24 protein-coding genes are annotated in these 24686 nt (G+C 61.0%); 9 read left to right on the forward strand and 15 right to left on the reverse strand.

All coding sequences use genetic code 11. The annotated features are described in order from the left end of the window. Positions 1–131: 131 nt before the first annotated feature. Together FEZ60_RS08650 and FEZ60_RS08655 are read left to right on the forward strand one after the other, a co-directional pair. Positions 132–1307, forward strand: coding sequence for a serine hydrolase domain-containing protein (locus FEZ60_RS08650; protein ID WP_172935915.1), 1176 nt, complete (start codon positions 132–134; stop codon positions 1305–1307). A 174-nt stretch (positions 1308–1481) separates the two neighbouring features. Next, on the forward strand, positions 1482–2306 hold the full coding sequence (locus tag FEZ60_RS08655) for a PE-PPE domain-containing protein (protein WP_242484472.1): 825 nt from the start codon (positions 1482–1484) through the stop codon (positions 2304–2306). Here the strand turns inward: FEZ60_RS08655 and zapE are convergent. Next, entirely contained in the window at positions 2284–3231 is a 948-nt protein-coding gene (zapE, locus tag FEZ60_RS08660; RefSeq protein WP_172935916.1) for a cell division protein ZapE, read from the reverse strand. The genes FEZ60_RS08655 and zapE overlap by 23 nt on opposite strands. Positions 3232–3318: 87 nt before the next feature. Between zapE and FEZ60_RS08665 the strand changes: the two genes are divergently transcribed. After that, a complete protein-coding gene (locus tag FEZ60_RS08665) occupies positions 3319–3888 on the forward strand; it encodes a TetR family transcriptional regulator (RefSeq protein ID WP_172935917.1) in 570 nt (189 codons plus the stop codon). Positions 3889–3899: 11 nt separating this feature from the next. Here FEZ60_RS08665 and FEZ60_RS08670 read toward each other — a convergent pair whose 3' ends face one another. Then, positions 3900–4484, reverse strand: a complete 585-nt coding sequence (locus FEZ60_RS08670; protein WP_172935918.1) for a TetR/AcrR family transcriptional regulator — start codon at positions 4482–4484, stop codon at positions 3900–3902. Positions 4485–4637: 153 nt separating this feature from the next. Here FEZ60_RS08670 and FEZ60_RS08675 point away from each other — a divergent pair, with 153 nt between their 5' ends. From FEZ60_RS08675 to FEZ60_RS08695, 5 genes are all read left to right on the forward strand, one after another. Next, complete coding sequence (locus tag FEZ60_RS08675; RefSeq protein ID WP_172935919.1) at positions 4638–5702, forward strand: zinc-binding dehydrogenase; 1065 nt, start codon at positions 4638–4640, stop codon at positions 5700–5702. A gap of 2 nt (positions 5703–5704) precedes the next feature. After that, complete coding sequence (locus tag FEZ60_RS08680; RefSeq protein ID WP_033232513.1) at positions 5705–6199, forward strand: nuclear transport factor 2 family protein; 495 nt, start codon at positions 5705–5707, stop codon at positions 6197–6199. Between the two features lie 74 nt (positions 6200–6273). Continuing rightward, positions 6274–7086: an SDR family NAD(P)-dependent oxidoreductase gene (locus FEZ60_RS08685; RefSeq protein WP_172935920.1), complete on the forward strand. Its 813-nt coding sequence runs from the start codon at positions 6274–6276 to the stop codon at positions 7084–7086. 153 nt (positions 7087–7239) lie between these two features. Then, entirely contained in the window at positions 7240–8691 is a 1452-nt protein-coding gene (iri, locus tag FEZ60_RS08690; protein ID WP_172935921.1) for a rifampin monooxygenase Iri, read from the forward strand. Between the two features lie 223 nt (positions 8692–8914). Beyond that, positions 8915–9721 (forward strand): putative protein N(5)-glutamine methyltransferase, encoded by an 807-nt coding sequence (locus FEZ60_RS08695; RefSeq protein WP_116104112.1) that lies wholly within the window; start codon positions 8915–8917, stop codon positions 9719–9721. Here the strand turns inward: FEZ60_RS08695 and FEZ60_RS08700 are convergent. The 13 genes from FEZ60_RS08700 to FEZ60_RS08760 form a co-directional block, all read right to left on the reverse strand. After that, the gene (locus FEZ60_RS08700; RefSeq protein ID WP_033232521.1) at positions 9711–10511 is read right to left on the reverse strand and encodes an ABC transporter permease; all 801 of its coding nucleotides are present in this window, start codon (positions 10509–10511) and stop codon (positions 9711–9713) included. The genes FEZ60_RS08695 and FEZ60_RS08700 overlap by 11 nt on opposite strands. Further along, positions 10508–11464, reverse strand: coding sequence for a daunorubicin resistance protein DrrA family ABC transporter ATP-binding protein (locus FEZ60_RS08705; RefSeq protein WP_033232523.1), 957 nt, complete (start codon positions 11462–11464; stop codon positions 10508–10510). Before FEZ60_RS08705 ends, FEZ60_RS08700 begins: the two co-directional genes overlap by 4 nt. Positions 11465–11538: 74 nt before the next feature. Continuing rightward, positions 11539–12987 carry an MFS transporter gene (locus tag FEZ60_RS08710; protein WP_346343338.1) on the reverse strand — a complete coding sequence of 483 codons (1449 nt, stop codon included), beginning with the start codon at positions 12985–12987 and terminating at the stop codon, positions 11539–11541. A 5-nt stretch (positions 12988–12992) separates the two neighbouring features. Beyond that, positions 12993–13841, reverse strand: coding sequence for a mycofactocin-coupled SDR family oxidoreductase (locus FEZ60_RS08715; protein WP_033232524.1), 849 nt, complete (start codon positions 13839–13841; stop codon positions 12993–12995). 97 nt (positions 13842–13938) lie between these two features. Further along, positions 13939–15132 carry a serine hydrolase domain-containing protein gene (locus FEZ60_RS08720; protein WP_051730367.1) on the reverse strand — a complete coding sequence of 398 codons (1194 nt, stop codon included), beginning with the start codon at positions 15130–15132 and terminating at the stop codon, positions 13939–13941. A gap of 122 nt (positions 15133–15254) precedes the next feature. Next, the gene (locus FEZ60_RS08725; protein ID WP_033232525.1) at positions 15255–15665 is read right to left on the reverse strand and encodes a VOC family protein; all 411 of its coding nucleotides are present in this window, start codon (positions 15663–15665) and stop codon (positions 15255–15257) included. 153 nt (positions 15666–15818) lie between these two features. Then, entirely contained in the window at positions 15819–16820 is a 1002-nt protein-coding gene (locus FEZ60_RS08730; protein WP_116104115.1) for a helix-turn-helix transcriptional regulator, read from the reverse strand. A 73-nt stretch (positions 16821–16893) separates the two neighbouring features. Next, positions 16894–18063: a lipid-transfer protein gene (locus FEZ60_RS08735; RefSeq protein ID WP_045068420.1), complete on the reverse strand. Its 1170-nt coding sequence runs from the start codon at positions 18061–18063 to the stop codon at positions 16894–16896. Next, the gene (locus tag FEZ60_RS08740) at positions 18060–18491 is read right to left on the reverse strand and encodes a MaoC family dehydratase (RefSeq protein ID WP_045068418.1); all 432 of its coding nucleotides are present in this window, start codon (positions 18489–18491) and stop codon (positions 18060–18062) included. Before FEZ60_RS08740 ends, FEZ60_RS08735 begins: the two co-directional genes overlap by 4 nt. Continuing rightward, a complete protein-coding gene (locus FEZ60_RS08745; RefSeq protein ID WP_095888178.1) occupies positions 18488–19468 on the reverse strand; it encodes an OB-fold domain-containing protein in 981 nt (326 codons plus the stop codon). The genes FEZ60_RS08740 and FEZ60_RS08745 overlap by 4 nt, the downstream gene beginning before the upstream one ends. Before the next feature lie 9 nt (positions 19469–19477). Continuing rightward, complete coding sequence (locus tag FEZ60_RS08750; RefSeq protein ID WP_045068414.1) at positions 19478–20629, reverse strand: acyl-CoA dehydrogenase family protein; 1152 nt, start codon at positions 20627–20629, stop codon at positions 19478–19480. Then, positions 20614–21666: an acyl-CoA dehydrogenase family protein gene (locus FEZ60_RS08755; RefSeq protein WP_172935923.1), complete on the reverse strand. Its 1053-nt coding sequence runs from the start codon at positions 21664–21666 to the stop codon at positions 20614–20616. Before FEZ60_RS08755 ends, FEZ60_RS08750 begins: the two co-directional genes overlap by 16 nt. Before the next feature lie 73 nt (positions 21667–21739). Further along, the gene (locus FEZ60_RS08760; RefSeq protein WP_172935924.1) at positions 21740–23887 is read right to left on the reverse strand and encodes an acyl-CoA dehydrogenase family protein; all 2148 of its coding nucleotides are present in this window, start codon (positions 23885–23887) and stop codon (positions 21740–21742) included. A 94-nt stretch (positions 23888–23981) separates the two neighbouring features. On the opposite strand from FEZ60_RS08760, the gene kstR reads away from it, so the two are divergent. Beyond that, a complete protein-coding gene (gene kstR / locus FEZ60_RS08765; RefSeq protein WP_033232537.1) occupies positions 23982–24620 on the forward strand; it encodes a cholesterol catabolism transcriptional regulator KstR in 639 nt (212 codons plus the stop codon). Positions 24621–24686 lie beyond the last annotated feature (66 nt).

Consider the following 24686-nt stretch of genomic DNA (forward strand, 5'->3'; position numbering starts at 1 on the left):
CTTCTACGAAGGTGCCGGGCTTTTCTGTTGACTCCACCCGTTTAATTCAGCGACGAGCACTGTCCGGTCGCGGTAGATTCAGTCAATTGCGACATTCCTTTTCCGCTGAGGACACGAAGGGATCGCCACGGATGAAGTCCACCTCGCGACAGCGACGAACTCGATTGGCCGTGATTGCACTCGCCGTGACAGTTCTTGCCTCCTGCGGATCCAACGAGGACACCACCACTGGCACGAGCAGTCCCGCGTCCAGCACCGTCAGCCCCGAATCACAGAAGATCGATGACATTGTCCGCACCCAGGTGACCGAACTGGGCCTCAGCGGCGCGGTGTACGGGGTGTGGCGCGGTGACACCAACGTGGTCACCGGCGCTGTCGGCGAATCCCCACTCGGCGTGCCAGCAACAACCGATATGCAACTACGCGTCGGACAGCCCATGGAACCGATGCTGTCGACCGTCCTCCTCCAACTCGACGAGTCCGGCACTCTCCCACTCGACGAACCGATTGCCAAGTGGGAACCGAGCTTTCCGCGTTCCGACCAGATCACACCGCGAATGCTCGCCAACAGCACCACCGGAATCTCCGACTACGTGACCAACCCCGAATTCGAGAAGCGTTTCTACGCCAACCCGATCCTGGGGTGGACCGCACAGGAAATCCTCGATCTCGCCAACACCCGTCCACCGCTGTTCGCGCCCGGAACGAGTTTTGCCTACTCACACAGCGACCTGACCCTGCTCGGTGAAGTTGTCCAGAAGGCGACCGGGCAATCTTTGAGTGACCTACTGCAACAGCGTATTTTCGACCCACTCGGCATGACCGACAGTCGGGTTGCGCTCAACCCGCAAATCCCGGATCCCGTCCTGCACGGCTACACCACTGAACGCGGTGTCTTCGAGGACTCGACGTTCTGGAATCCCACGGCCTTCCTACACAGCGGCAATATGAATTCGACAGTCACCGACGTCGGGAAATGGGTTCGCGCCCTCGGAACCGGCGAGCTGCTCTCCGACACAGTCTTCGACGAACAGATGGCCCCGACAACCGCAGGTCTCGGACCTCTGACCGACGACAAGTTCTTCACGTTCGGAACGGCGCACCTGGGCGGGTGGCTTGTCATGAACCCGTCGTACGGCGGATACAACGGTGTTGCGCTCTACGAACCGAAGTCCGAAACCACCATTGTCATCTATGCCACCCTCGGCCCCACAGCCAACGCCAACGGCAACAACGCTGTCCCCATCAGCAACGCCATCGGTGCTGTCATGGTTCCGGACAACCCGCCGCAGGTGCCAGGGCCGTAAGAGCAAGTTTTCTCTGTCACTGCCATTCTTGTGACTGGCAACGTCGTATTTACCTGAGGAATACCTCCAGGACTCATCACACCGTCACCATTGCGCTCAGTACCGAACAACCCGCGTCGGACCGCGAGCTTCCCAGTGGAGCTACGAGAGCAAAAGATGGATTGGGACGGCCCGATGAGGAAATACTCGCTGTCAGTGGTGTGCACATTCGCCCTGGGGACCGCGCTGCTGTCCGCCAATGCTGCGACGGCATCACCGAACTCATGCCCGACCGGCGCGGTATTCGCAGTTGGTGGAACCTGGGACCCGACCGGCCAGACCACACAACCCGTCACCGATCGCTATGCCGCCCAGGGATACGTCGCAAAACCCGTGAGCTACCCCGCTAGTTTCTGGCCTCTCGGCGACCAGACCTACGACGCCAGCGTGGCTGTGGGCGTCCAAGCACTTCATGCTGAAGTTGATACCTTTCACAACCAGTGCCCCGGGAGCGACGTTGTCATCACCGGGTACTCCCAAGGTGCACGGATTGCAGGCGACGTTCTCGGTGACATCGCCCGCGACGGGTCCATTCCCCAATCCCAGGTGACCGGCGTCCTGTATTCAGACCCGCGAAACTCTCACGGCGGCATCGAAACCGTGATCCCGAATGTTGTTCCCGGTGCAACGATGTCCGGGACGCGCGCCGGCTTCGGCGACATACCCGTCCAGGAGGTATGCATCGAAGGAGACGGCATCTGCAACATGCCCAAACCACGCGATGCGCCGGAAGAGTTTGTGGACTCGGTTTTCGGCTACTTCACGAAACACGGTACGTATCAGCCGATGATGACCAATAGCACTCCGCCGCCGCAGCCTGGCCTTCCCGAATCACCGACTGTTCCGCTACAGCCGGCGGAGGTCGCCACCGCGATCGCGTCGCGGCTCGTCGAGAACCTCACGCCATACGTGAAGGCAGCACTGTCGAGCGCGCTGACTACTGTTCTGACCGCACCATGACCCCCATCGACTGAAGCAGCGACAACCTACTGAACAGCCGGGCAAGCCCCGCGGCGTCACGAAGGTGGCCGGCTACGTCCTCGAGGCCTCCTTCGGCGAACAATGTCAACCGCACGTCGGCGTCATAGAGAACATCGACGACGTTCCCGAAACGCCGCACTGCGAATTCCGTTGCGGTGCTGAGGATCGGCACACCGTGGATCACCCATTCATCGAAGCGGGTGACAAGATCGAGGTAGTCGGCCGCCGACGTCGAACCACCGCACAGCACATCGAAATCGAACCACACGGCTCCGTCGCGAAGCGCAGAGCACATCAATGTGCGTGACCCCACTGTTAATTCGACCGGTTCACCGTCAAAAGCACCTGCACTCGAGTGGAAAGCTCCCGACGCGAACCGTCGATCCCGCTGACGCGGTTCCCCCAGCATTCGGTAGTCAACCGCTCCACCCAACTCGATCACCTCCCACACCCTCTCGATCAACTCGATGGACGGCACGAACTGATCGTGAAAAAGTGGATTGGGAAGGAGATCACACGGCGGAACATTGGACGTGACAACAACAGTCACATCTTTCGCAACAATGTTCTCCAGAACTCTCGCCATGAACTGTGCGTCAGCGATGTCGTCGATGTGGAACTCGTCGAAGCACAGCAGCCGAATCCCGTCGACCACCTGATCCAGCGCCTTGCCCATCGACCCGAGACTGTGCGCGTGGGTGTGCAGATCGGCAAAGAACTGGTGAAAGTGAATGCGCCGCTTCGCCACTGGAACACTGTTGTAGAACTCGTCCATCAGCATGGTCTTTCCACGTCCGACACCACCCCAGAGGTAGATCCCACCCCCGATGCCGCCGATCGCAATCCGGGCCCGCAGGGCGTCGAGTGATGCACGTGCCGACAACTGCTCTTCGTCCAGTCGCATGACCCTCCTCTACATCTGTAGAGTTGAGGCTAGAGACCGGCTCGGAGCCAAGTCAACGTGATCCGCACTACGCAGAACGGGATAGGCATGACTGGAGATCGCAGACACCTCATCGGAGCGTGCGCTGTCACGATCATCGCTGAACACGGTCCGCGGACATTGACTCATCGCGCCGTCGATGCCGCCCTGGGTATCCCGCAGGGTTCAACCTCGTACTACTTTCGAACCCGAGAAGCGCTGCTGACAGCTGCAGTGCAACACATCGTCGAACGGTCACAATCGACATTCGACGAACTGCTGGAGACGAATTCCGATCCGGCAACTCTGATCGCCCGATATCTCGGCGATCTCCTGTCCCGTCGCCGCGACGAGTTGATCGCCCGGTACGCACTTCTCCTCGAGACGCGAAGCAATCGCGAATTGCACGACGCCCTGGCGCAAAGCCTGTTCTCCACGGCCAGAGCGCAAGAGATCTTCGTACGTCACGGCGTGACGAATCCGGAGAGCGCGGCAACCGATCTTGTCAGTTTGCTGGAAGGACTGATATTCGATCGATGCATCGGAGCGAGATCAACCCCGACCCATCACGCCGAATCGTCGGAATTCGTTCTTCAACTGAGGATCCCGATCGATGCGTATCTGCGCGGCGCCCGCTAGCGAAGGGACCTTCAGTCGACCGGGCGTAACAATCGCACCATCATCTCGACCGTGCGCTCAATGGGACGCTGCCTCGACGTCGGCGTGAATACCACTGTGCGAGTGAGAATTGCACCGAGAAGCATGTCGAAGGCGTCGTCGGGATCGACTGCGGGATCAACACTTCCGGGAGCTGCGGCGCGCAGAATGTCCTCGAACAGCGGCCGCACCGACATCCTCGGATACACCTCTGATGACGCATCGCGATCCGGCTTCTGGTGATGAGCAAGAAGCCCCGCAGCGGCCGCTCGCGCCGCCGGCGCACTGAAGGCCGCGACGTACGCACGGATGAACCTGCGAAGGTCGCGTCGAAGATCCCCACTCGGCACGATGCCGGCAAAGGTGAATCGAGGGAACGCCGCTTCCTCGATCAACTCGATCCGCGACGACCATCGGCGGTAGATCGCCGACGAATGCACGCCCGAATGACTGGCAACGGCTTGAATCGTCGTCGCCTCGAAGCCTCGTTCGATCAAGAGTGCGCGCGTCGCCTCGAGAGCTCGCTCGTCAATGCTGATGTCGCGGGGTCGCCCCAGACGGCGATGAGGTTCTGACATGCCAGTGAGTGTAGTGACCGCCAGCAAGTGCGCAGCACCTTTACAGGAGATATTGCTCTATTAAATTTACAGGAGAGAGTCTTCCGTAAGTGCCAATCCATGGATACAGTTCACCCACAGAATGAGAACTACATATTCGCGGAGGAGAATCGAATGCGCGCTGCAGTACTGCGAGAAGGCACCGTAGACGTCGGAGTGGTCGACGATCCGGTTCCCGGCCCCGGCCAATTACTTGTTCGTTCGCTGGCCTGCGGAATCTGTGCGTCGGACCTTCACTTCATGGACAACCCGGACGCCGGCATCCACGACGACAGCGGAATGTCCACGTACGATCAGAACGTCGACATCGTCATGGGCCACGAATACTGCGCCGAAGTCGTCGACTACGGACCCGGCACCGACCGGCGAATCCCCGTCGGCACCCGAGTAAGTTCCCTCCCGGTGCTCGCCACACCCTTGGGCCGCAAGATCATCGGGCAGAATCCCGAATCGCCCGGCGGTTTCGGTGAGTTCTTACTCCTCGACGAATCGATTACACGCGTGGTGCGCTCGGACCTTCCGAGCGAGGTGATCTGCGTTGCCGACGCACTCTCGGTCGGATGGTCCGCAGCAGCACGTGCGCAGATGGGTACCCGCGAGGTTCCGCTGGTCATCGGCTGCGGTGCCATCGGCCTTTCTACGATTGCGAACCTCAAACGTCTCGGAATCGGCCCGATCATTGCCGTGGATTTCATTGCCTCTCGCCGCGAGACCGCGATGGCAATGGGGGCTGACGCTGTCATAGATCCCGCCGAAATCTCCCCGTACCAAGCCTGGCGAGATGTGGCACACGGATCGCCGGATACAACGAAGGACATGATGGCGATAGCCGCACTACCAGGCTGCGTCATCTTCGAATGTGTCGGAATACCAGGTGTTCTCGATTCGATCGTCAAAGGATGCGAGCGTGGAACCAGGATATTCTCCTCCGGTGGACCGCCGGAGGGCGATCACCTCCACACGCTCACCGCTAAGCGCAAGGGCCTCAACATCCAATTCGGCGGAGGCCCACTTCCTGCCCACTGGGACGAAGCATTCCACGCAGTGTGCTCCGGCGAGGTCGACATCAGCCCGATGCTCGGAAGGACGGTCGGACTCCACGAAGTCGCGGAGGCACTCGATGCGTCGCGCGACGCCAACGGTCCGGCACGCATAGTCGTCGTTCCTGGAAAGGTGTGAAAATGGTTGAGAACGAAGACCTTCGGACCGCGGTGACGAATCTGACGAACCGAGTTCGCACTCTTGAAGACCAGGTCGAGATCATGCAACTCGTCGCGCAGTACGGTCCGGCCGTCGACAGTGGTTCCGGTGCGGCTGCTGCGGCACTCTGGACCGAAGACGGCACCTTCGACGCCGTCCCCCAACGTCACATGAAGGGTCGAGAAGAAATCGCCGAGATGGTGCTCGGCGACGGTCACCAGAGTCTGATCCGCAACGGGTGCGGTCATGTATTGACCGCACCGCACATCGAGATCGACGGCGACAACGCGACGGGACGCAACTACGCACTCAACATCCGTTGGGACAGTGACGCGGACCGCTTCTGGGTGGCTCGCGTCTCGGCCAACACCTGGCGGTGGGTGCGCACCGCGGAGGGTTGGCGAACCGTCGAGCGAATCAATGCCAACCTGGACGGGACGCCCGAGCACCGCAACATGCTGGCGCCCTCGACGTGAGCGATGCACCAGCACGACAATTCGCGCTTTGACCACACACGTCGAACAGAGTCCACATTGAAAGGAATCACACAATGCCAACACATCTCGCACAGAAGTACGGACCGTGGGCGATCATTGCCGGCGGATCCGACGGGGTTGGTGCCGCATTCGCTCACGAACTGGCCACTCGCGGCGTGAACATCGTTCTTGTCGCCCGGCGAGCGCTCGTCTTGGAATCTTTCGCCGACGACATCCGCGCACAGCACGATGTCGAAGTACGCACGGTTGCACTAGATCTCAGCGCAGCGGCCGCAATGTCCGAACTGGAACGGATAACAGCCGATCTCGAGGTCGGACTCTTTGTGTACAACGCCGGTAGCGACGATTACAGCGCCGAATTCCTCGACAAGGATCTGAACAAACATCTGTCTCTCGTTCATCGGAACTGCACCAGCGTGCTCGAGGCCACCTACCGCTTCGGCGCGCCGATGGTCGCCCGAGGACGGGGCGCCGTGGTGTTACTGACCTCCGGAGCAGCCTGGGCCGGGGGCGCAACACACGCCACGTACGGCGCCACCAAGGCATTCGATCTCATTCTCGCCGAAAGTCTCTGGGCGGAATGGCATCCGAAGGGCGTCGACGTTCTGTCCCTCGTGCTTGGCGCAACAGACACCCCATCTCTCCATCGTGCACTCGGCGCGCGGGCCACATCGCGTGCCGACCTTGCCGATCCCGCCGACGTTGCCCGGGAAGCTCTCGACCATCTGGCCGACGGACCCACCTGGCTGTTCGGAAGTGAGAACCCGACCGGCGGGTCACCGTTCGGAAGCATCGACCGCCGTGACGCGGTTCTGGCCATGAGTCGAGGGACCGCGGGAACGGACACCGCAACCGCTCGGCACTGAGTCGTCGAACTTCCGGGCCGTCGAACTTCCGGGCCTTCGAACCTCCGCCCCTTTCACCATATCGCGTACCCCGGGGCTTGCGGCAAGGCCCGGGTGATGGTGCAGACTCGCCGCTGCGAGCAAGCGCATGCCTTGCCCACAGGAGGGGTCTACATGAGTGACGTCATCGTTGTCGGTGCCGGACCAACCGGATTGATGCTGGCGGGTGAGCTCCGGCTTCAGGGTGTCGACGTCGTGGTGCTGGACAAGGCCGAGCAGCCGACTCCGTTTGTCCGCGCCCTCGGCATCCATGTGCGCAGTATCGAGATCATGGAGCAGCGCGGGCTGCTGGACCGATTCCTCGCACACGGCCGAAAGTATCCACTCGGCGGATTCTTCGCGGGTATCTCCAAACCCGCACCCACCTACTTGGATACCGAGCACGGTTACGTACTGGGCATACCCCAGCCCGAGATCGACAGGATTCTCGCCGAACACGCCATCGAAGTCGGCGCGGACATTCGGCGCGGGAAGCGCGTCGTCGCGGTCCGGCAAGACCACAACGGCGCAACTGCCGAATTAGACGACGGCACAACACTTCAGGCGCGCTACCTAGTCGGCTGTGACGGTGGGCGCAGCACCGTGCGCAAGCTGATCGACGTCGGGTTCCCCGGCGAGCCGTCGACGGCCGACACGTTGATCGGCGAAATGGACGTGACCATGCCGGCGGACGAACTGGCAGCCGTGGTCGCCAAGATCCGCGAAACTCACAAGCGATTCGGAATCGGCCCGGCCGGCAATGGTGCTCATCGCGTCGTGGTGCCCGCAGCCGATATTGCCGACGGTCGTGCCGTCCCGACAACCCTCGACGACATCAAACAACAGCTACGTGTCATCGCCGGCACCGACTTCGGCGTGCACTCGCCGCGTTGGCTCTCACGCTTCGGCGACGCCACCCGTTTGGCCGATCACTACCGTCGTGGCCGGGTATTTCTCGCAGGCGACGCCGCCCATATCCACCCGCCGATGGGAGGGCAAGGTCTGAACCTCGGCGTCCAGGACGCGTTCAACCTCGGCTGGAAGCTCGCCGCAGAGATCAACGGATGGGCACCGGAAAGCCTGCTCGACACCTACGAATCCGAACGGCGTCCGGTGGCCTCCGACGTACTGGACAACACGCGCGCACAGGCGGAGTTGATCTCCACCGCAGCGGGCCCACAAGCTGTGCGGCGCTTGATCTCCGAGCTGATGGATTTCGACGACGTCAACCGCTACCTGACCGAGAAGATCACGGCGATCTCGATTCGCTACGACTTCGGCGACGACCATGACCTACTAGGCCGGCGGCTGAAGAACATCGCGTTGACCCGCGGCAACCTCTACGACCTGATGCACTCCGGCCGCGGATTGCTGATCGACCAGGGTGGTCAACTGTCGGTCGATGGATGGAACGATCGCGTCGACCACATCGTCGACACCAGTACCGAATTGGATGCTCCCGCCGTGTTGCTTCGTCCCGACGGCCATGTGGCCTGGGTTGGAGACGAACAGTCAGAGTTGAATACCCGTCTGAACAGATGGTTCGGCCGCTCGACAACCCGGAAATCGCCGCCGAATTCAGAGTGAATGCGCTCAATGGCGCGCGCAGACGACCATGATTCGATAGAGTATCGACGTTCAATACGCGCAGGTCGACATGCAGACAGTCGACATGCAGACACAGTCGATACGCAGACACTCAGGAGGTGAGTCCCATTACCGCTAGGTCAGTAGTGGCGCCGCCTCCTCCGTTCAGCTTCCGGTAGCGGTCGAGAGCGCCCATACGGTAATTCCCGAAAGGCACTCTCCTATGTCCGCACCGATGCACTCTCGTCCTCGGCAAAAATCCACCACCGCCGTCCTGCGCCGCGCAGGATGTGTATTTGCCGAGGACGAAGCGCGAATTCTACTGAATGCCGCACAATCCCCCGCCGAGCTTGACGTCATGATCGCTCGGCGGGTGGCCGGCGAACCACTCGAGATCATTGTCGGCTGGGCAGGATTCTGCGGCTTGCGAATAGTGCTGGAACCCGGGGTATTCGTGCCACGCCGACGCACTGAGTTCTTGGCCAGGCAGGCATGTTCGTTGACTGCCCCTGGCGGTGTTGCCGTTGATCTCTGTTGCGGCTCGGGTGCAGTCGGGGCGGTCCTGCAGGCGAACGTCCCGGCGATCGAGTTGTACGCCATCGACATCGAACCCGCTGCGGTTCATTGCGCACGGCGCAACATCGCCGAGCCTGGCCAGGTTCTCGCTGGCGATCTCTACGATCCGCTGCCCACCCAACTCCGCGGACGGATCGACGTCATAGCGGCAAACGCACCGTATGTCCCCACCGATTCGATCCGTCTCATGCCACCCGAAGCGCGACTCCACGAACCCCGTGTCTCCCTCGACGGCGGTGTCGACGGACTCGATATCCAACGAAGGATTGCCGACGAGGCAGCGACGTGGCTCAAACCCGGCGGGCACCTGCTTGTCGAAACAAGCAACGAACAGGTGGACCGCACCGTGGAATCATTCACTCACGGAGGACTTCTCGTGAAAATTTCCGCACACGATGCCACCTCGTCGACAGTGGTGACCGGCACCAAACCCGCAGCACGAGTCACCTACTGACGGCTTTCTGATATCGACGGATTGCAAACGGCACGAAGACAATCAGCAAGCCGGCCGTCCACAACAGCGACGCGAGAATCGGATTCTGCAGTGGCCATGCATCGGGAACGGTCATGGCGGGGTTGGTGTTGCCAAAAAGCTCGCGCACCGCCTGAGTCACGGCCGACACCGGATTCCACTCCGCGATCACCTTCAAAGGCCCTGGCAGGTTGGTGGTTTCGACAAATGTATTCGCGATGAACGAGAGCGGGAAAATGACGACGAAGCTGGCGTTGTTGAACACTTCCGGCGTCCTGATCCACAGGCCGACCACTGCCATGACCCAGGACAACGCGTACGCGAACAACAAGAGAAGTAGGTATCCGGCCAGCGCTTCGAAGAAACTGGAGTGAATGCGCCACCCCACGAGCAGACCGGTGATCGACATGACCACCAGGCTGATCACGTTGATCAGGACATCGCTGGACGTGCGGCCGATCAGCACTGCTGAAGGAGCCATGGGCAGGGAACGGAAGCGGTCGATGATCCCCTTCTGCAGATCCTCGACCATACCCAGACCAGTCCAGGTGGAACCGAATATAACTGTCTGCGTGAAGATTCCGGCGATCAGAAACTCGCGGTACGACGTCCCCGGAACGGAGATCGCACTGCCGAACACGTACGCGAACAACAACACGAACATGATCGGCGAGAGTGTCGTGAACACCAGAAGGTCGGGAACCCGCTTGATCTTGATCAGGTTTCGTTTGGCAATGGTCAGGCCGTCTTCGAGTGCCATCTGCACCGTCATTTCTGGTCCTCCAATTCAGCCTGGTGCCCGGTCAGCGTGAGGAAAACGTCGTCGAGTGTCGGCCGACGCAACCCGACATCGAATACTTTGATTCCGCGAGCCGACAGCAGATTGAGGGCGGTGACCAATGCATCGGTTCCGTCGTCGACCGGCACGGTGATGCGTCGGACGTTCTCCTGAATCTGGATCTCCCCGACGGCCAGTGCCCTCAATTCCTCCCGGACGATGTCGAGATGTTCGTTCTCGTGCACGCTCAGTTCGATACGTTCGCCACCAACCCGTGCCTTGAGTTGATCGGAGGTTCCACGCGCGATCACCACACCGCGGTCGATCACCGCAATCTGGTCGGCCAACCTTTCGGCTTCCTCCATGTATTGCGTCGTGAGCAGCAGTGTCGTGCCTTGTGCCACCAGTCCTTCGATGACATCCCAGAGGCCGAGCCTCGCTCGCGGATCGAGTCCTGTTGTCGGTTCGTCGAGAAAAAGAACCTGCGGCCGGGCCACCAAGGCACCGGCCAGGTCGAGGCGTCGGCGCATACCGCCCGAATAGCCCTTGACCGGGCGATCACCGGCTTCGACCAGGTCGAACTGGTCAAGTAGCTCGCGCGCCCTCGCCTTACTCTTCTTTGCTCCCAGGTGATACAGCCGTCCGACCATCTCGAGGTTCTCGTACCCGGTGAGGTATTCGTCGACTGCGGCGTACTGACCTGACGCCCCGATCTTGGATCGCAGTGCCCGCGCATCCTGGACGACGTCCAGCCCGGCGACTTCGGCGCGGCCGGCGTCAGGAGTGAGCAGCGTGGTGAATATGCGAACCGCTGTAGTCTTTCCCGCGCCGTTGGGTCCAAGAAGTGCCATCACCGAGCCTTCGCGCACTTCCAGATCTACGCCGCCCAACGCCGTCAGCTCGCCGTACTTCTTGACCAGTCCCTCGGCCACAATCGCTCCGGTCATGCGTCCTCCCGCGTCAGCACAAATCCAACCCGAGACCCCAGTGTGACGCAGAGCCCCGACAGATTTCTACGGAATTACTCGCGGACAGCTTCTCCGGACTGAACGTTCTCTGCGGAGCGATCCCGCTGAACATCGCCTTTCCGTTCGACACGAACCGCGACTGTCACTATCGCAGCCAGTAACGCAGCTCCCGCCCCGATCGAGTAGAGAACCTCGAACGAATGCAGCGTCGGCACAACCGCGACGCCGATCAACACGGTCGAACTGGCCAATACCGCAGCAGCGACTGCACTTCCGGTCGAAGTACCCACGGAACGGAGCAAGCTGTTGACGCTGTTCGCGGAAGCAGTCTGGTCGAGCGGAGCCGACTCGGTGATCAATGTGGGCATCGCCGCCAAGGCAAATGCGACGCCTGCAGACACAATCGCTGTGCCGAGAATGATGGTGAACAGCGTCGGAGCGAGGAATACACGCAGGACATAGCCGAAAGCGATGACGATGGCACCGGTCGCCAGTGTTGTCTTGGCTCCCCAGCGGCGAGTGACCTTAGGTGAAACGGTCGCGAGGAGGACCATCAAGAGCCCACCCGGCGACATTGCCAGTCCCGCTGCTGACGCAGACAGCCCGAGTCCGAATCCGGATTCCGCGGGAAGCTGCAGTTCCTGCGTAGCAGCCAGGGAACTGATGAACATAGCAAATCCGAGCAGCAGCGCGCAGATATTCGATACCAGGATCGGGGCGCGGACCGATGTTCGTAGATCCACGAGCGGCGCCGACGCGCGCAGTTCCCACGGTACCCACGAACTCAGCAACACAATTCCCGCCGCAATGAGCACGAGAATGACCGGGCTTCCCCAACCCCATTCCGTGCCCTTGGAGATGGCAAGAAGCAGGCTGGTCATAGCCGCCGTGAAGACTATTGCGCCAAGGAAGTCGAAGCGTCCGCGGCTTTTCACCGCCGATTCCGGTACGACAAAAGGCAGTACAACTGCGACAGCAATTCCGACGGCACCGGTCACCCAGAAGAGCGAGGACAGGCCCCAATGCGCCGAGAGCACCCCTGCCATCGGCATGCCGACCATTCCGCCGATACCCACGGTCGCACTCATGAGAGCAACTGCACCACTGAGCTTTTCGGGCGGCAGTGCGTCGCGCATGATGCTGATTCCCACGGGCAACAACGCCGAGGCAAATCCTTGCATCGATCGACCGAGTACAAGAACGAGGAAGCTCTGACTGGTCGCGGCAATCAAGCAGCCCACGACCATGACGCCGAGACACAGCAACATCATGGCCCGCTTGCCGTACATATCGGCAAGCCGGCCGATAAGTGGAGTTGCGACGGCACCGGTCAACAAAGTTGATGTCACCAACCACGACGCAGTCGAGTTGGAGACTCCCAATGCCGTCGCGAACTCAGGGAGAAGCGGAACAACCAAAGTCTGTTGCAGTGCGACCACCACACCGCTCAGACTCAAGACTCCGACAACCCACGACGCCCGCACATGTCGGCGGGACGACACTGTGGTCAAGCGTTCGAACGAGCAGCGACTCCGGCGTCGACAGGAACAACGATGCCACTCATGTGGGCACTGGCATCAGCCGCGAGGAACAGAATGACGCGCGTAATCTCGAACGGATCAAGCCACCCCACGGGCTGCGCGTGCAATGTCGCGAATACCGGTTCGACGTCAGCCATGGTCGGTTCTTCGAGATCCGGACGCATCATGTGGTACATCATGTCGTTGTGGATCATCGGCGTCGAAATATTGCCCGGCGCAATCGCATTGACTGTGACGCCGGAATTCGCGAGCTCGAGGGACACGCTCTTGGTCAGTCCGATGACACCCCACTTGGAGGCGCCGTATGCGGCCATCTGAGTGCCACCGGATCGACCCATCATCGAGGAGATCGTGATGATACGGCCGTAACCACGCTTTGCCATTCCGCCGGACACGGCGGCGACGGTGTTGAAAACACCCGTGAGGTTCGAGGAAATGACTTCGTTCCACTGCGCCGACGTCATCGACGTAATGGGGGCTGGAACGGATACACCGGCATTGGCGACAGCGATATCGACCTTGCCGAACTCGGCTTCCGCGCGGGCCACCAGGGCGTCCATTGCCTCACGGTCGGCGGTATCTGCCTTGACCGCGATGCAACGACGCCCCGTGGCCTCGACGAGACGCACTGTTTCGGCGAGATCAGCTTCGGTCGCAAGAGGGTAGGCGACGGCGTCACTGTTCTCGCAGCGATCGCAGATCACGATGTCGGCGCCGCGCTCGGCAAACGCAACTGCGTGAGCTCGTCCCTGCCCGCGAGCGGCACCGGTGATCAGTGCAACCTTGCCTTCGAAACTACCCTCGAGGCTGTTCATGCCATCTCCTAGTTCGTTGTACACATTCGCTTACTGCATGAGTACTCCGAACTCCAAGCGTTCCCGTCTCCGATCCCGAACAGCGGGAGCTCTGCCGTCAGCGATACACGGCCGACTCGAAATCCAAGTACCCGCCAACCGAACCCGCATCTGCAAACGGCAGGATCTGCGTGGCCCAGAATCCACCAACGCCGCTCTGCCGATCAATCCAGTAGTAGAGGTTGGCCAGTCCCGCCCAGGCAAGTGAACCCGCTGGTCGCCCGGTGGGAGCCACTTCCTCGTTTGTCATGAACGAGTACGCCCATCCTTTGGGCACTCCGGGGAAGAACTCGGCGTCGTTGGACAATGTCGGGATGACGCCAGGCAGAAGACCGACATGTTGGCCTTCGAGGCCGTTCTTGGTTGCTGCTGCCACCGTTTCCTGCGACAACACCCGCCCCTGATTGCCGGCACCGTCGTTCAGCCACATCCGGATGAACTTCATGTAGTCACCGACGGTGCCGTGCAACCCGTGTCCACCCATGTGTACCTCGGGCTCTGCGGGCAGTTCGAATCCTACGAGCGGAGTGAGCGTTCCGTCGGATTCTCGCTGATGAATGGTTGCAAGGCGGTCCTTCATCGACGGAGTCATCGAAAATGCGGTGTCCGCCATCTCCAACGGTTCGAAGATCCGCTCTCGCATGACGTCGCCGAGTCGTTGTCCACGAATGGATTCCACGACCTGACCGGCCCAGTCCATGTTGGTTCCGTACTCCCACTTCTCGCCCGGATCAAACAGCAGCGGAGTGGTGAGCGCAGCTTTGGTGCAGGTGATCACGCTGGGCTGACCATGGTCCTGCGAGAGGCGGTTGTACGACTCGTTGAAGAAGTCGTAGCCGAATCCGGCTGTGTGAAGCATCAACATGCGAGTTGTGATCTCTCGCTTCGGTTCCCGCAAAATCGGCTCACCCTGATCGCCGAATCCGTCGAGAACCTTCAGCTCACCGATATCCGGAACGTACATGGCCGCCGGCGCGTCGAGATCGAGCAAACCTTCCTCGACGCACTGCAGTACCGCAGTTCCGGTGATGGCCTTGGTTGTCGAGAACAGGGCGAAGACCGAATCCGTGGACATCGGGTCTCCGAAGCCTGCAGCGCGCTCGCCTGCGGAACCCTCGTAGACGTTGCCGTCACGATCGGTGATCATGGCAACTACACCGGGGACGCCAGCGGGTCCGCGCACGGCATCTGCCAACAGACCGTCGAAACGCTCCTTCGAAAAAGCCTTTCCTGCAACATCTTCGATCGTCATCACACTTCTCCATCCGACTGAAAACTCTTCTGTCAGAGAGAATGTAACGACGATCACATGCCCGGCTCTGCCTCGAAACGGCAGAAGTTCCGTCTGATTTCGGCAGAACCGGACCGGATCACTCAGCTCTGCGGAGTGCCGATATTGACGACCCAGTTAATTCCGAACTTGTCGACGCAGGCTCCGAACTCGTCGCCCCACATCTGCTTTTCGAGCGGCATCGACACGTTTCCGCTGGAAGACAGCTTCTCCCAGTAGCCGCGCAGTACATCGCCGTTGTCGCCGCTGAGGCTGACCGTGATGTTGTCACCCGGGTTGTACGGCATGCCGGGAGGAGTATCCGAGCCCATCACGGTGTAGCCCTCGTCGGTTTCGAGCATTGCGTGCATGATCTTGTCCGAGCCGGCGCCCTCTTGGCCGAATTCGCCGAAGGTGTTCAGCGCGAGCGTGCCACCGAAAACGCTCTTGTAGAACTCCATCGCTTCACGGGCGTCGCCGTTGAAACTGATGTACGGATTGAGTCGAGATGCCATGATTGAGCTCCTAATGCGAGGTCTGATTGATGTTCCGGGCCTGCTGTCACTCTCACCGTCAATCCTTGCAGAAGGCTCCGACAAGAAACAACGGATCGACCTAGATCCTCGGAGAGGCAAACGGGGTGTCACGGCTTCCCCAAGACCACACGTTCAGACTCGCGACCTGGTCTGCGACGGCAATTCCCCAAATCGCTTCCGGTATCCGGCAGCAAAAATGCCCAGGTTGACGTACCCCCAGGCGTTGGCGATATCGGAAATTGTTCTTCCGTCCGAAAACAGGAGTTCACTTCGCACTCCGGTAAGCCGACGCTCTCGCAACAACTGGCCGGGTGTTGTGTCACGGTATCGGCGAAAGCCCGCGGTGAGTGCCCGAACGCTGACTCCGACCGCAGCCGCGATCTCCGAGGCAGTCGGAACCGAACGAGCGAAAGTGTCGATGTACTCCTCCGCCGCTCGTACATACACGGGCTCCGCAGAATCGATACCCGCACCGAGTGCGATACCGGCCTGCGCCGCCCACTCCTCGAGCAGTTGCGCAGTGATCAGTTCCTGCACCCGCGCCCCCAACCGCTCGCGCGACAAGGCTTCGGGCGACTCTGCGACCGCCCGCACCACGTAATCCATCAGTGCCAGCCAGCTCGATCCGCGCCCACCGATCGAGCACTTGTGTTGCCACAGACGATCATCCGGCGCCCGGCCGTACCACTGTTGGGCGTGATCGGCGACAAGCTGATGCGGCACAGTCAGATTCAACTGCAGATGATCCTCGTCGAACTCCACGAAGTAGTCCGTCCGACTGCAGTCCGCCACAAACGTTTCTCCGACAGCGGTATTCACGGACGAACCCCCACCAAGGGCATGCCGCCCGTTCCCGCGAATCGTCGTCAGAACCAGAATGTTCCCAGCTTCGGGCGAACACTCACCCACCGTGACCGGAATGCCGTAGCAGAACCGGGTGACGTCGATCCGACCGACGGTAGCCGAATACATGTCTGACGCCGGACGCAATCGACTACCGATGGGCGTGACCGTATACGGCATGTAGACGTTGTCGGACCACTCCTTGATGCGGTCCCAGTCCTGAGAAAAGGCCTGGTGGTGCCGCTGGGTCTGCCGACCCGCCGCGTCGATCAGCAAGGCATTCTCGAACATGTTCCGAGTATCGCACCACAACCGGATCGGGTCACCTGTCCCGATGGACAACGACACAGCAGAGAGACTATGCCTACCGAGTGAGAACCAGTCCCGACGTCGGCACGCCGGTACCGGCAGTGACCAATACGTTCTGGGCAGCGTCGACCTGGTTCACGGAAGTCCCGCGGATCTGACGGACACCCTCGGCTATGCCGTTCATCCCGTGAATGTATGCCTCGCCCAGTTGACCGCCATGAGTGTTGATCGGAAGCTTCCCACCGAGTTCGATCGCGCCACCGGCGATGAAGTCCTTGGCTTCTCCCCTACCGCAGAAGCCGAGTTCTTCGAGTTGCATCAGCACATAGGGCGTGAAGTGGTCGTACAGAACCGCGGTCTGCATATCCGCCGGCCGCAAACCGCTCTGCGCCCAGAGTTGATCACCCACAAGCCCCATTTCCGGCAGTCCGGTCAGACCGTCACGGTAATAGCTGGTCATGATGTACTGATCGGCCCCGCTGCCCTGAGCTGCGGCCGCGATGACGGCCGGGGTGTTCTTGAGATCTTTGGCCCGTTCGGCTGAGGTGACCACGATGGCAACACCGCCGTCGGATTCCTGACAGCAGTCCAGTAGATGTAGCGGTTCGGCAATGAACCGGGAATTCTGGTGGTCCTCGAGTGTGATCGGCTTTCCGTAGAAGAAGGCCTTCGGGTTTGTGGCAGCATGCCTGCGATCAGCAACGGCAACGCGGCCGAAGTCCTCACTCGACGCACCGTAGACGTGCATGTACCGCTGCGCCACCATCGCGACAAACGAAGCGGGAGTTCCCAATCCGTGCGGGTACGAGAAGGCGTTGTCCGTTCCCGATGAATTGACCTGTGCCACAAGACCGGAGTTCACCTGGCCGAACCGGGCACCGGAGCGTTCGTTGAAAGCACGGTAGGCAACAACGACGTCAGCGACTCCGGTCGCGACAGCCATTGCAGCCTGCTGGATCGTAGCCGCAGCAGCCCCGCCGCCGTAGTGGATGCGACTGAAGAACTTCAGGTTCGGGATTCCGACCGAACGTGCCACGGCTACTTCGGTATTGGTATCCATCGTGAACGAGGTGAGCCCGTCGACGTCGGCAGGGGTCAGGCCCGCGTCGTCCAAAGCTGCTTGGACGGCCTCCGCCGCCAGGCGAAGTTCACTTCGGCCGGAGTCCTTCGAAAAATCCGTCGCGCCGATACCGACGATTGCGGCTTTCCCCGACAATGCACTCATTCGATATCTCCGGCCGTCGTGGAAGTCAGCGGGGTAAATGTCAGCATGACCTGGGCGGTGATGTGATCACCCAGACTGTTCTTGCCCACCACGGCAACCGTCACCAGCGCCTCGTCGAAGCTGGTGACGGTTCCGCTGAGCGACAAAGTGTCGTACGCGTACCACGGCACCCCGAGGCGGAGCTTGATCGAGGTGATGACGGCACGGGGCCCCGCCCAATCAGTGACAAATCGCTGCACCAACCCGGTGTCGGTGAGGATATTGACAAAGATGTCCTTCGAGCCGCGCTGTTGCGCCAGGTCGCGATCGTGATGCACGTCTTGGAAATCGCGCGTTGCCAAAGCGGCGGACACGACAAACGTCGGGTCGCCATAGATCTCCAACGCCGGAAGCTGCTCTCCCACAGTGATGTCCGAAACCGAAGTCATCGAGCTTCCTCCTGCCGCGAAACCGGTACCCACGCATACAGAGTCCACGGAGTTCCGCCAGTCTCTTCATCTCCCGGAAAATCGAGATACGTTGCTTCGACGGACATCCCGATCGAGACATCGACAGGTGCGACACCTCGAAGTTCGCCGAGCATACGCACGCCTTCCGGTAGTTCGACGAGTGCAACCACAAACGGCAGTGAGCGACCGGGCACTGCGGGCGCATGATGGACGACAAAGCTGAATACGGTTCCCCGCCCGGAAGCCACGAGGTAGTCGGTCTGCGCCGACTTGTCCTTCCAGATCGCGGGCACCGGTGGATGCTGAACGCTACCGTCAGGGCGCAGTTGAATCCGAAGCTCGTGCGCGGCAACTCCGTCCCAGAAGAACTGTGTGTCCAGAGACGGCGTGGGGCGCAGCATTCGAGAAGAATCCAGATCTTCGGGCACATCCGATGGAACCGTCTCACCGGCCGCCGGAGCAAACTTCAGGATCCGGAACATCATCTCGGACACCAATTCGTCACCGACGTGCCACAGGCTTCGAGTTGTGAAGAACCAGCCCTCACCGAGGCCCGTCTTCTTGGGCCCCACAACGTCTTCCAAGACAGACGAGATCGTCACGTCCTCACCCGGTCGCAAGTAGCGGTGGTAGGTCTGATCGCAGTTGGTTGCAACGACCGACGTGTAGCCGGCTTCGTCGAGGATCTCCGTCATACGGCCGAGTGGATCATCGGATTCGCGTACAGCGCCCAGTCCTCGCATCGTCCACACCTGCGCCATGGCCGGCGGAGCGACCAGCCCGCCATGCCCGGCGGCGAGTGCTGCGGATTCATCGACATAGATCGGGTTCTTGTCGCCGATCGCCTCGACCCAGTTGCGGACCATCGGCACGTTTACGGGATCTCGGCCGGTGCGTGGCGCGCTCGGTCCGGCGGCGCGAACCTGCTCTGCAGCAGTAAGAATGGGATCTGACACAGTCAATTCCTATCTCGGAACTCTTGGCAGCTTCAAGCCGGCGGTCGCGATCAGTTCACGCATCACCTCGTTGACCCCGCCGCCGAAGGTAATCACCAGATTGCGCTTGATCTGCATGTCCAACCACTCCATGAGATCAGCCGTCTCCGGATCGAGAGGGTTGCCGTATCGACCGACAATTTCCTCGGCCAGTCGGCCGACTCGCTGAATACGCTCGGTGGCGAATACTTTGGTCGCGGAGGCGTCGGCAACATCAACCGAGTCCGAATCACTCGATGCCACCTGCCAATTGAGGAGTTCGTTCAGTCGATAGGTTGCGTGGATCTCCCCCAGCGTGCGTCGCACGTCGGTGTGATCGAGAAGATTCTCGCGGCGAGCCCAGTCGAAGACATGATCGTAGATGCCACCGACGCGGCCTGCCGGTCCGAGCATGACTCTCTCGTGATTGAGCTGGGTGGTAATGAGGCGCCAGCCCTGATTCTCCTCGCCCACAAGCATGTTCACCGGAACGCGAACGTCCTCGTAGTAGGTGGCATTGACGTGATGGGCGCCGTCGCAGGTGATGATGGGCGTCCAGGTGTACCCAGGATCCTTCGTGTCCATGATCAGGATCGAGATACCCCGGTGCCGCGAGTCTGCTGCTCCCGTTCGCACAGCCAGCCACACATAGTCCGCATCATGTCCACCGGTGGTGAAGATTTTCTGACCGTTGACTATGTACTCGTCACCCGCGCGGACGGCACCGGTACGCAAAGCCGCAAGGTCGGTTCCGGCCTCAGGTTCGGTGTATCCGATGGCAAAATGCACTTCGCCGGCCAGGATGGCGGGAAGAAACTTCTGCTTCTGCTCCTCGCTACCGTACTTCTGCAACGTCGGTCCGACCGTCTGCAACGTAACCGACGGCAGTGGAACATCTGCTCGCACAGCCTCGTTGACAAAGATCTGCTGCTCCACCTCGCCGAAGCCTCGCCCGCCGTATTCGACCGGCCAGCCGACACCGAGCCACCCGTCCTTGCCCATTCGGCGGATCACGTCGCGGTAGGTGGGTCCGTGCCGTTCGGTACGCATGATCTTCGCCTCGTCTGGCGAGATCAGAGTCGAGAAGTAACGACGAAGTTCAGCCTGCAACGCGCGCTGACTGTCGGTCAGATCGATGAACACCGGGCCCCCACGAGGTCGAGTCGATGCGAAGCGCCACCGAGCAGGCGCGCCAAGTCTTTTGCTGCCCCGTAATAGCGATGAAGCGGATAGGTGACATCCACTCCCAAACCGCCGTGCAGATGATGGAGAACCTGCATGGTCGCAGGAACTTCCTGAGCTATCCAGTACGCCATCACATCCAGATCGGACTGCGCGTCAAGCCCTTCCGACACGCGCCACGATGCCGACAGCGACACAACGTGCAGTGTCCGGGACGTGACGTAGGCGTCGGCGATCTGTTGTGCGACGGCCTGGAAGGTCGCGAGCGGCTTACCGAATTGCTCGCGGGATCCGATGTGGGCAGCAGTGAGATCCACGGCTCCGGAAACCAATCCGTCGACCACAGCTCCGATGCTCGCCAACGCGATGCGATAGAGCGTCTGCAGGGCTTCCGTACCGGCGCCCAGCAGCTCACCTGTGGCGTCGTCGAGAACGATCGCAAACTCGGGACTGCCGGACGAACTCGGCATCGGTGTAAGCGTCACACCTGCCGAGTTCGGGTCGATCAACACAACACCGACGTCTGTCGGAACCAATACGCGGTGCGCACTCGCAGCGAAGGGGACCGCGAGCACAGTCCCGTTGACGCGGTACCGATCACCGGTCTTCTCACCGGTCTTCCTTGCCGTAACGGCTGGCTGCTCGGGAAACTGGCGGCCCGGCTCAGCCAAGGCAGCCGTGAACACCCGTCCCGCGGCAACACCGGCCAGAAGTTCGTCCTGCTGTGCGTCGCTGCCCAGCGCGACTATGGGCAGCACCCCGAATCCGAGTGTGGCCAGCGCTGGAATCGGCGCTGCCGCTCGGCCGACTTCGGTGAGCAAGGCGCCCACGTCGGTGACGGACAGACCCTCCCCTCCGAGTCGCTCCGGTAGCGCCAACGTGAGCAGATCCGCCTCGGCGAAGGCCGCCCACAAGGCATCCGGCTGTAGTTCGCGGGCCAGGAGTGCGGTAGCCACCTCGGCTACCGCATCCTGGGTTTCATCTCTGGTGAAGTCCACGCTGGCAAATTCCCGTCGTCGATATAGAACGTGTTCTAGTTGTATCACCAACGGGACCAAATTTGTAGACCTACTACTCCCGCGGTAGCCCCAGAATTCGCTCAGCCGCGACGGTCAGCAGGATCTGCGTCGTACCACCGGCGATGGACAGACAACGCGTATTGAGGAACTCCCGGGACAACGGCCCCTCGACCCAACCAGCCGGACCGCCCAACTCCATCGCGAATTCCGCGACGGTCTGACGCTGCCGAACACCGACCAGTTTGCGGACGCTCGACGCCGGTCCTGGATCCTGGCCATCCAACTGCCGCAATGTGGTTCGCAACTCCAAAAGCGATCCCACCATCGCGGTGCCGATCAAACCGCCCAGCTTGTCCGCGACTACAGGATCGGGACTTCCTGCCAGAACAAGCAATTCCTCCATCGCACCACCAAGTGACGAGCCACCGCTCATCGCGACCCGCTCGTTGGCGAGTGTGGTTCTGGCCAGTTTCCAACCACCACCGAGCTCTCCGACGACACAGTTGTCCGGGACGAAAACGTCGTCGAGGAACACCTCGTTGAACAGCGAATCGCCTGTGATTTCCCGCAGCGGCGAAATCCTGATCCCCGGTGTTCTCATATCGAGCAGAAAGTACGTGATGCCCTTGTGCTTGGGTACACCACGATCGGTACGCGCCAGACAGATCGCCCAATCAGCCTCACGCGCAAGCGAAGTCCACACCTTCTGCCCGTTGAGCTTCCATCCACCGTCTACCTTCTCGGCAGTGGTGCGCAGCGCGGCGAGGTCGGATCCAGCTCCCGGCTCGCTGAACAACTGACACCACGTGATGTCCCCCTTCAAGGTGGGGACGGCAAACCGTTCGATCTGTTCGACACTGCCGTGCTCGAGAATGGTTGGCACGGCCCACCATCCGATGACCAGGTCAGGTCGGCCGACGCCTGCCGCGGCCAACTCTTCCTCGATCAAAATCTGCTGAGCTGCCTTCGCCCCTTTGCCGTACGGCACCGGCCAATGCGGCGCGAGGTAACCCGATTCAGCCAAGGCAGTGCGCTGCTCGGACTCCGGCAGAGCGACCAGTTGTGCTACTTCACTGCGAATTTCGGCGCGATCGGACTCCAACGCACTGAGATCGATCTGCAGGTGACGACGCGATCCCGCGAGCGTCAACTCCGCCACCCTGGCGCGCCAACGAGACGAGCCGCCCATCATCTGGCGCAGCGACACGGCGCGACGAAGGTAGAAATGCGCCTCGTGCTCCCAGGTGAACCCGATGCCGCCGAGCACTTGGATGCAGTCCTTCGCCGTGTCGACTGCCGCATCCAGGGAAACCGCGGCGGCTACTGCTGCGGCGATCGGAAGTTCGTCACCCGACTCTGCCGCCACGGCAGCGTCCCAGGCGACTGCACCGACGTTCTCAACCCGGCACAGCATCTCGGCACACAGATGCTTGATCGCCTGAAAGGAACCGATCGGTTTGCCGAACTGCTCGCGAATCTTTGCGTACTCCACCGCAGTCCGCAGGCTCCACGCGGCAATTCCGGCAGCCTCTGCCGACGCGAGCGTCGCAGCGAGATCAGCCACCGATCCCGTTGCTATGTCGCCGATGATCCGATCCGCATCCACGACCACTCGATCGAAGGAGACCTTCGCCAACGGACGGGACTTGTCGATCGTGTCGAGCGCGTCGTACGTGACTCCACTCGATTCACCGTCGACGAGCACCCACACGACACCATTGCCGCTGTCGGCGGAAACCAGTACCGACACTCCGGCATCTGCGCCCCACGCGAAACCTCCGTCACCGTGAAGTTCGAGCCCTCCGGATTCGGTAGCCGTTGCAGCAACTGGTCTTTCGTCCAATACGACGGCGCAGGGAATCGCACCGTCTGCAAGCGCCTCGGACCAGCGCTTTGCCGCGGGAGTTGCACTGCGCCCGACCACCAACGCGGCCAGTGCCGTAGTGAGAACAGGACCCGGAACGAGTTCAATCGCAGCCTGCTCGATCATCGCCGCCAGATCGACGATCTCAGCTCCGGAACCGCCAACCGACTCGGGCACAGCAACGGAAAAAAGCCCCAACGAGGCAAAATCCGGCCAACCCTGGCGCCACGAATTCGCTGGTCCACGGCGTACCATGTCCATCGGCGCTGCTGATCGCGCCCACGCCTCGATCGACTCCTGGACTGCCCGTTGTTCATCGGTCGTGGCGATAGTCACAACTGGTTCCCACCTCTCCATTAGTGACACAATTGTTTAGAACGTGTTCTAATATGACACCTGGCCATGAGTCAAGGCGCGAAGGAATTTGTCGATGACCGCAACATCTCGATCCCGCTCCACTGCCGTCGCATCCGCGACGCTCGGAGAGGACGATCTCAGCTCCAACGCGCAACGCGAACGTCGCAAGCGGATTCTCGATGCGACATTGACATTGGCATCCAAGGGCGGATACGAAGCCGTTCAGATGCGCGCGGTGGCCGAGCGTGCGGATGTTGCCGTCGGAACGCTCTACCGATATTTTCCGTCGAAGGTGCACCTCCTGGTTTCCGCTCTGGCGCGTGAGTTCGAGAAGATCGACTCCAGAGGCAAGATTCCGCCCGGAACAAGCCCGCTCGAGCGCATGCAGCTGATCCTGAGTTTGATCACCCGAGCAATGCAACGCGATCCGCTGCTCACCGAAGCAATGACCCGCGCATTCATGTTCGCCGACGCGTCTGCTGCTGCCGAGGTCGATCACGTGGGCCAACTGATGGACCGATTGTTTGCACGCGCGATGACCGAAGAGGAACCGAACGACGAACAGTTGGCTATCGCCCGCGTGATCTCCGATGTGTGGCTGTCCAACCTCGTGGCTTGGCTCACACGCCGATCATCGGCCACCGACGTCGCCAATCGACTCGAATTGACCGTTGAACTGTTGCTCGGCGACGGATCCCGCAGACCTGCATAGGGATAATCCGGATCGATAATCGGCTCTGGGCACCTGCCGAGCCGACGTACCGAGCCAGGACGCTCG

The sequence above is a fragment of the Rhodococcus sp. MS16 genome, from assembly GCF_013277795.1.
GTDB classification, from domain to species: Bacteria; Actinomycetota; Actinomycetes; order Mycobacteriales; family Mycobacteriaceae; genus Rhodococcus_F; species Rhodococcus_F globerula.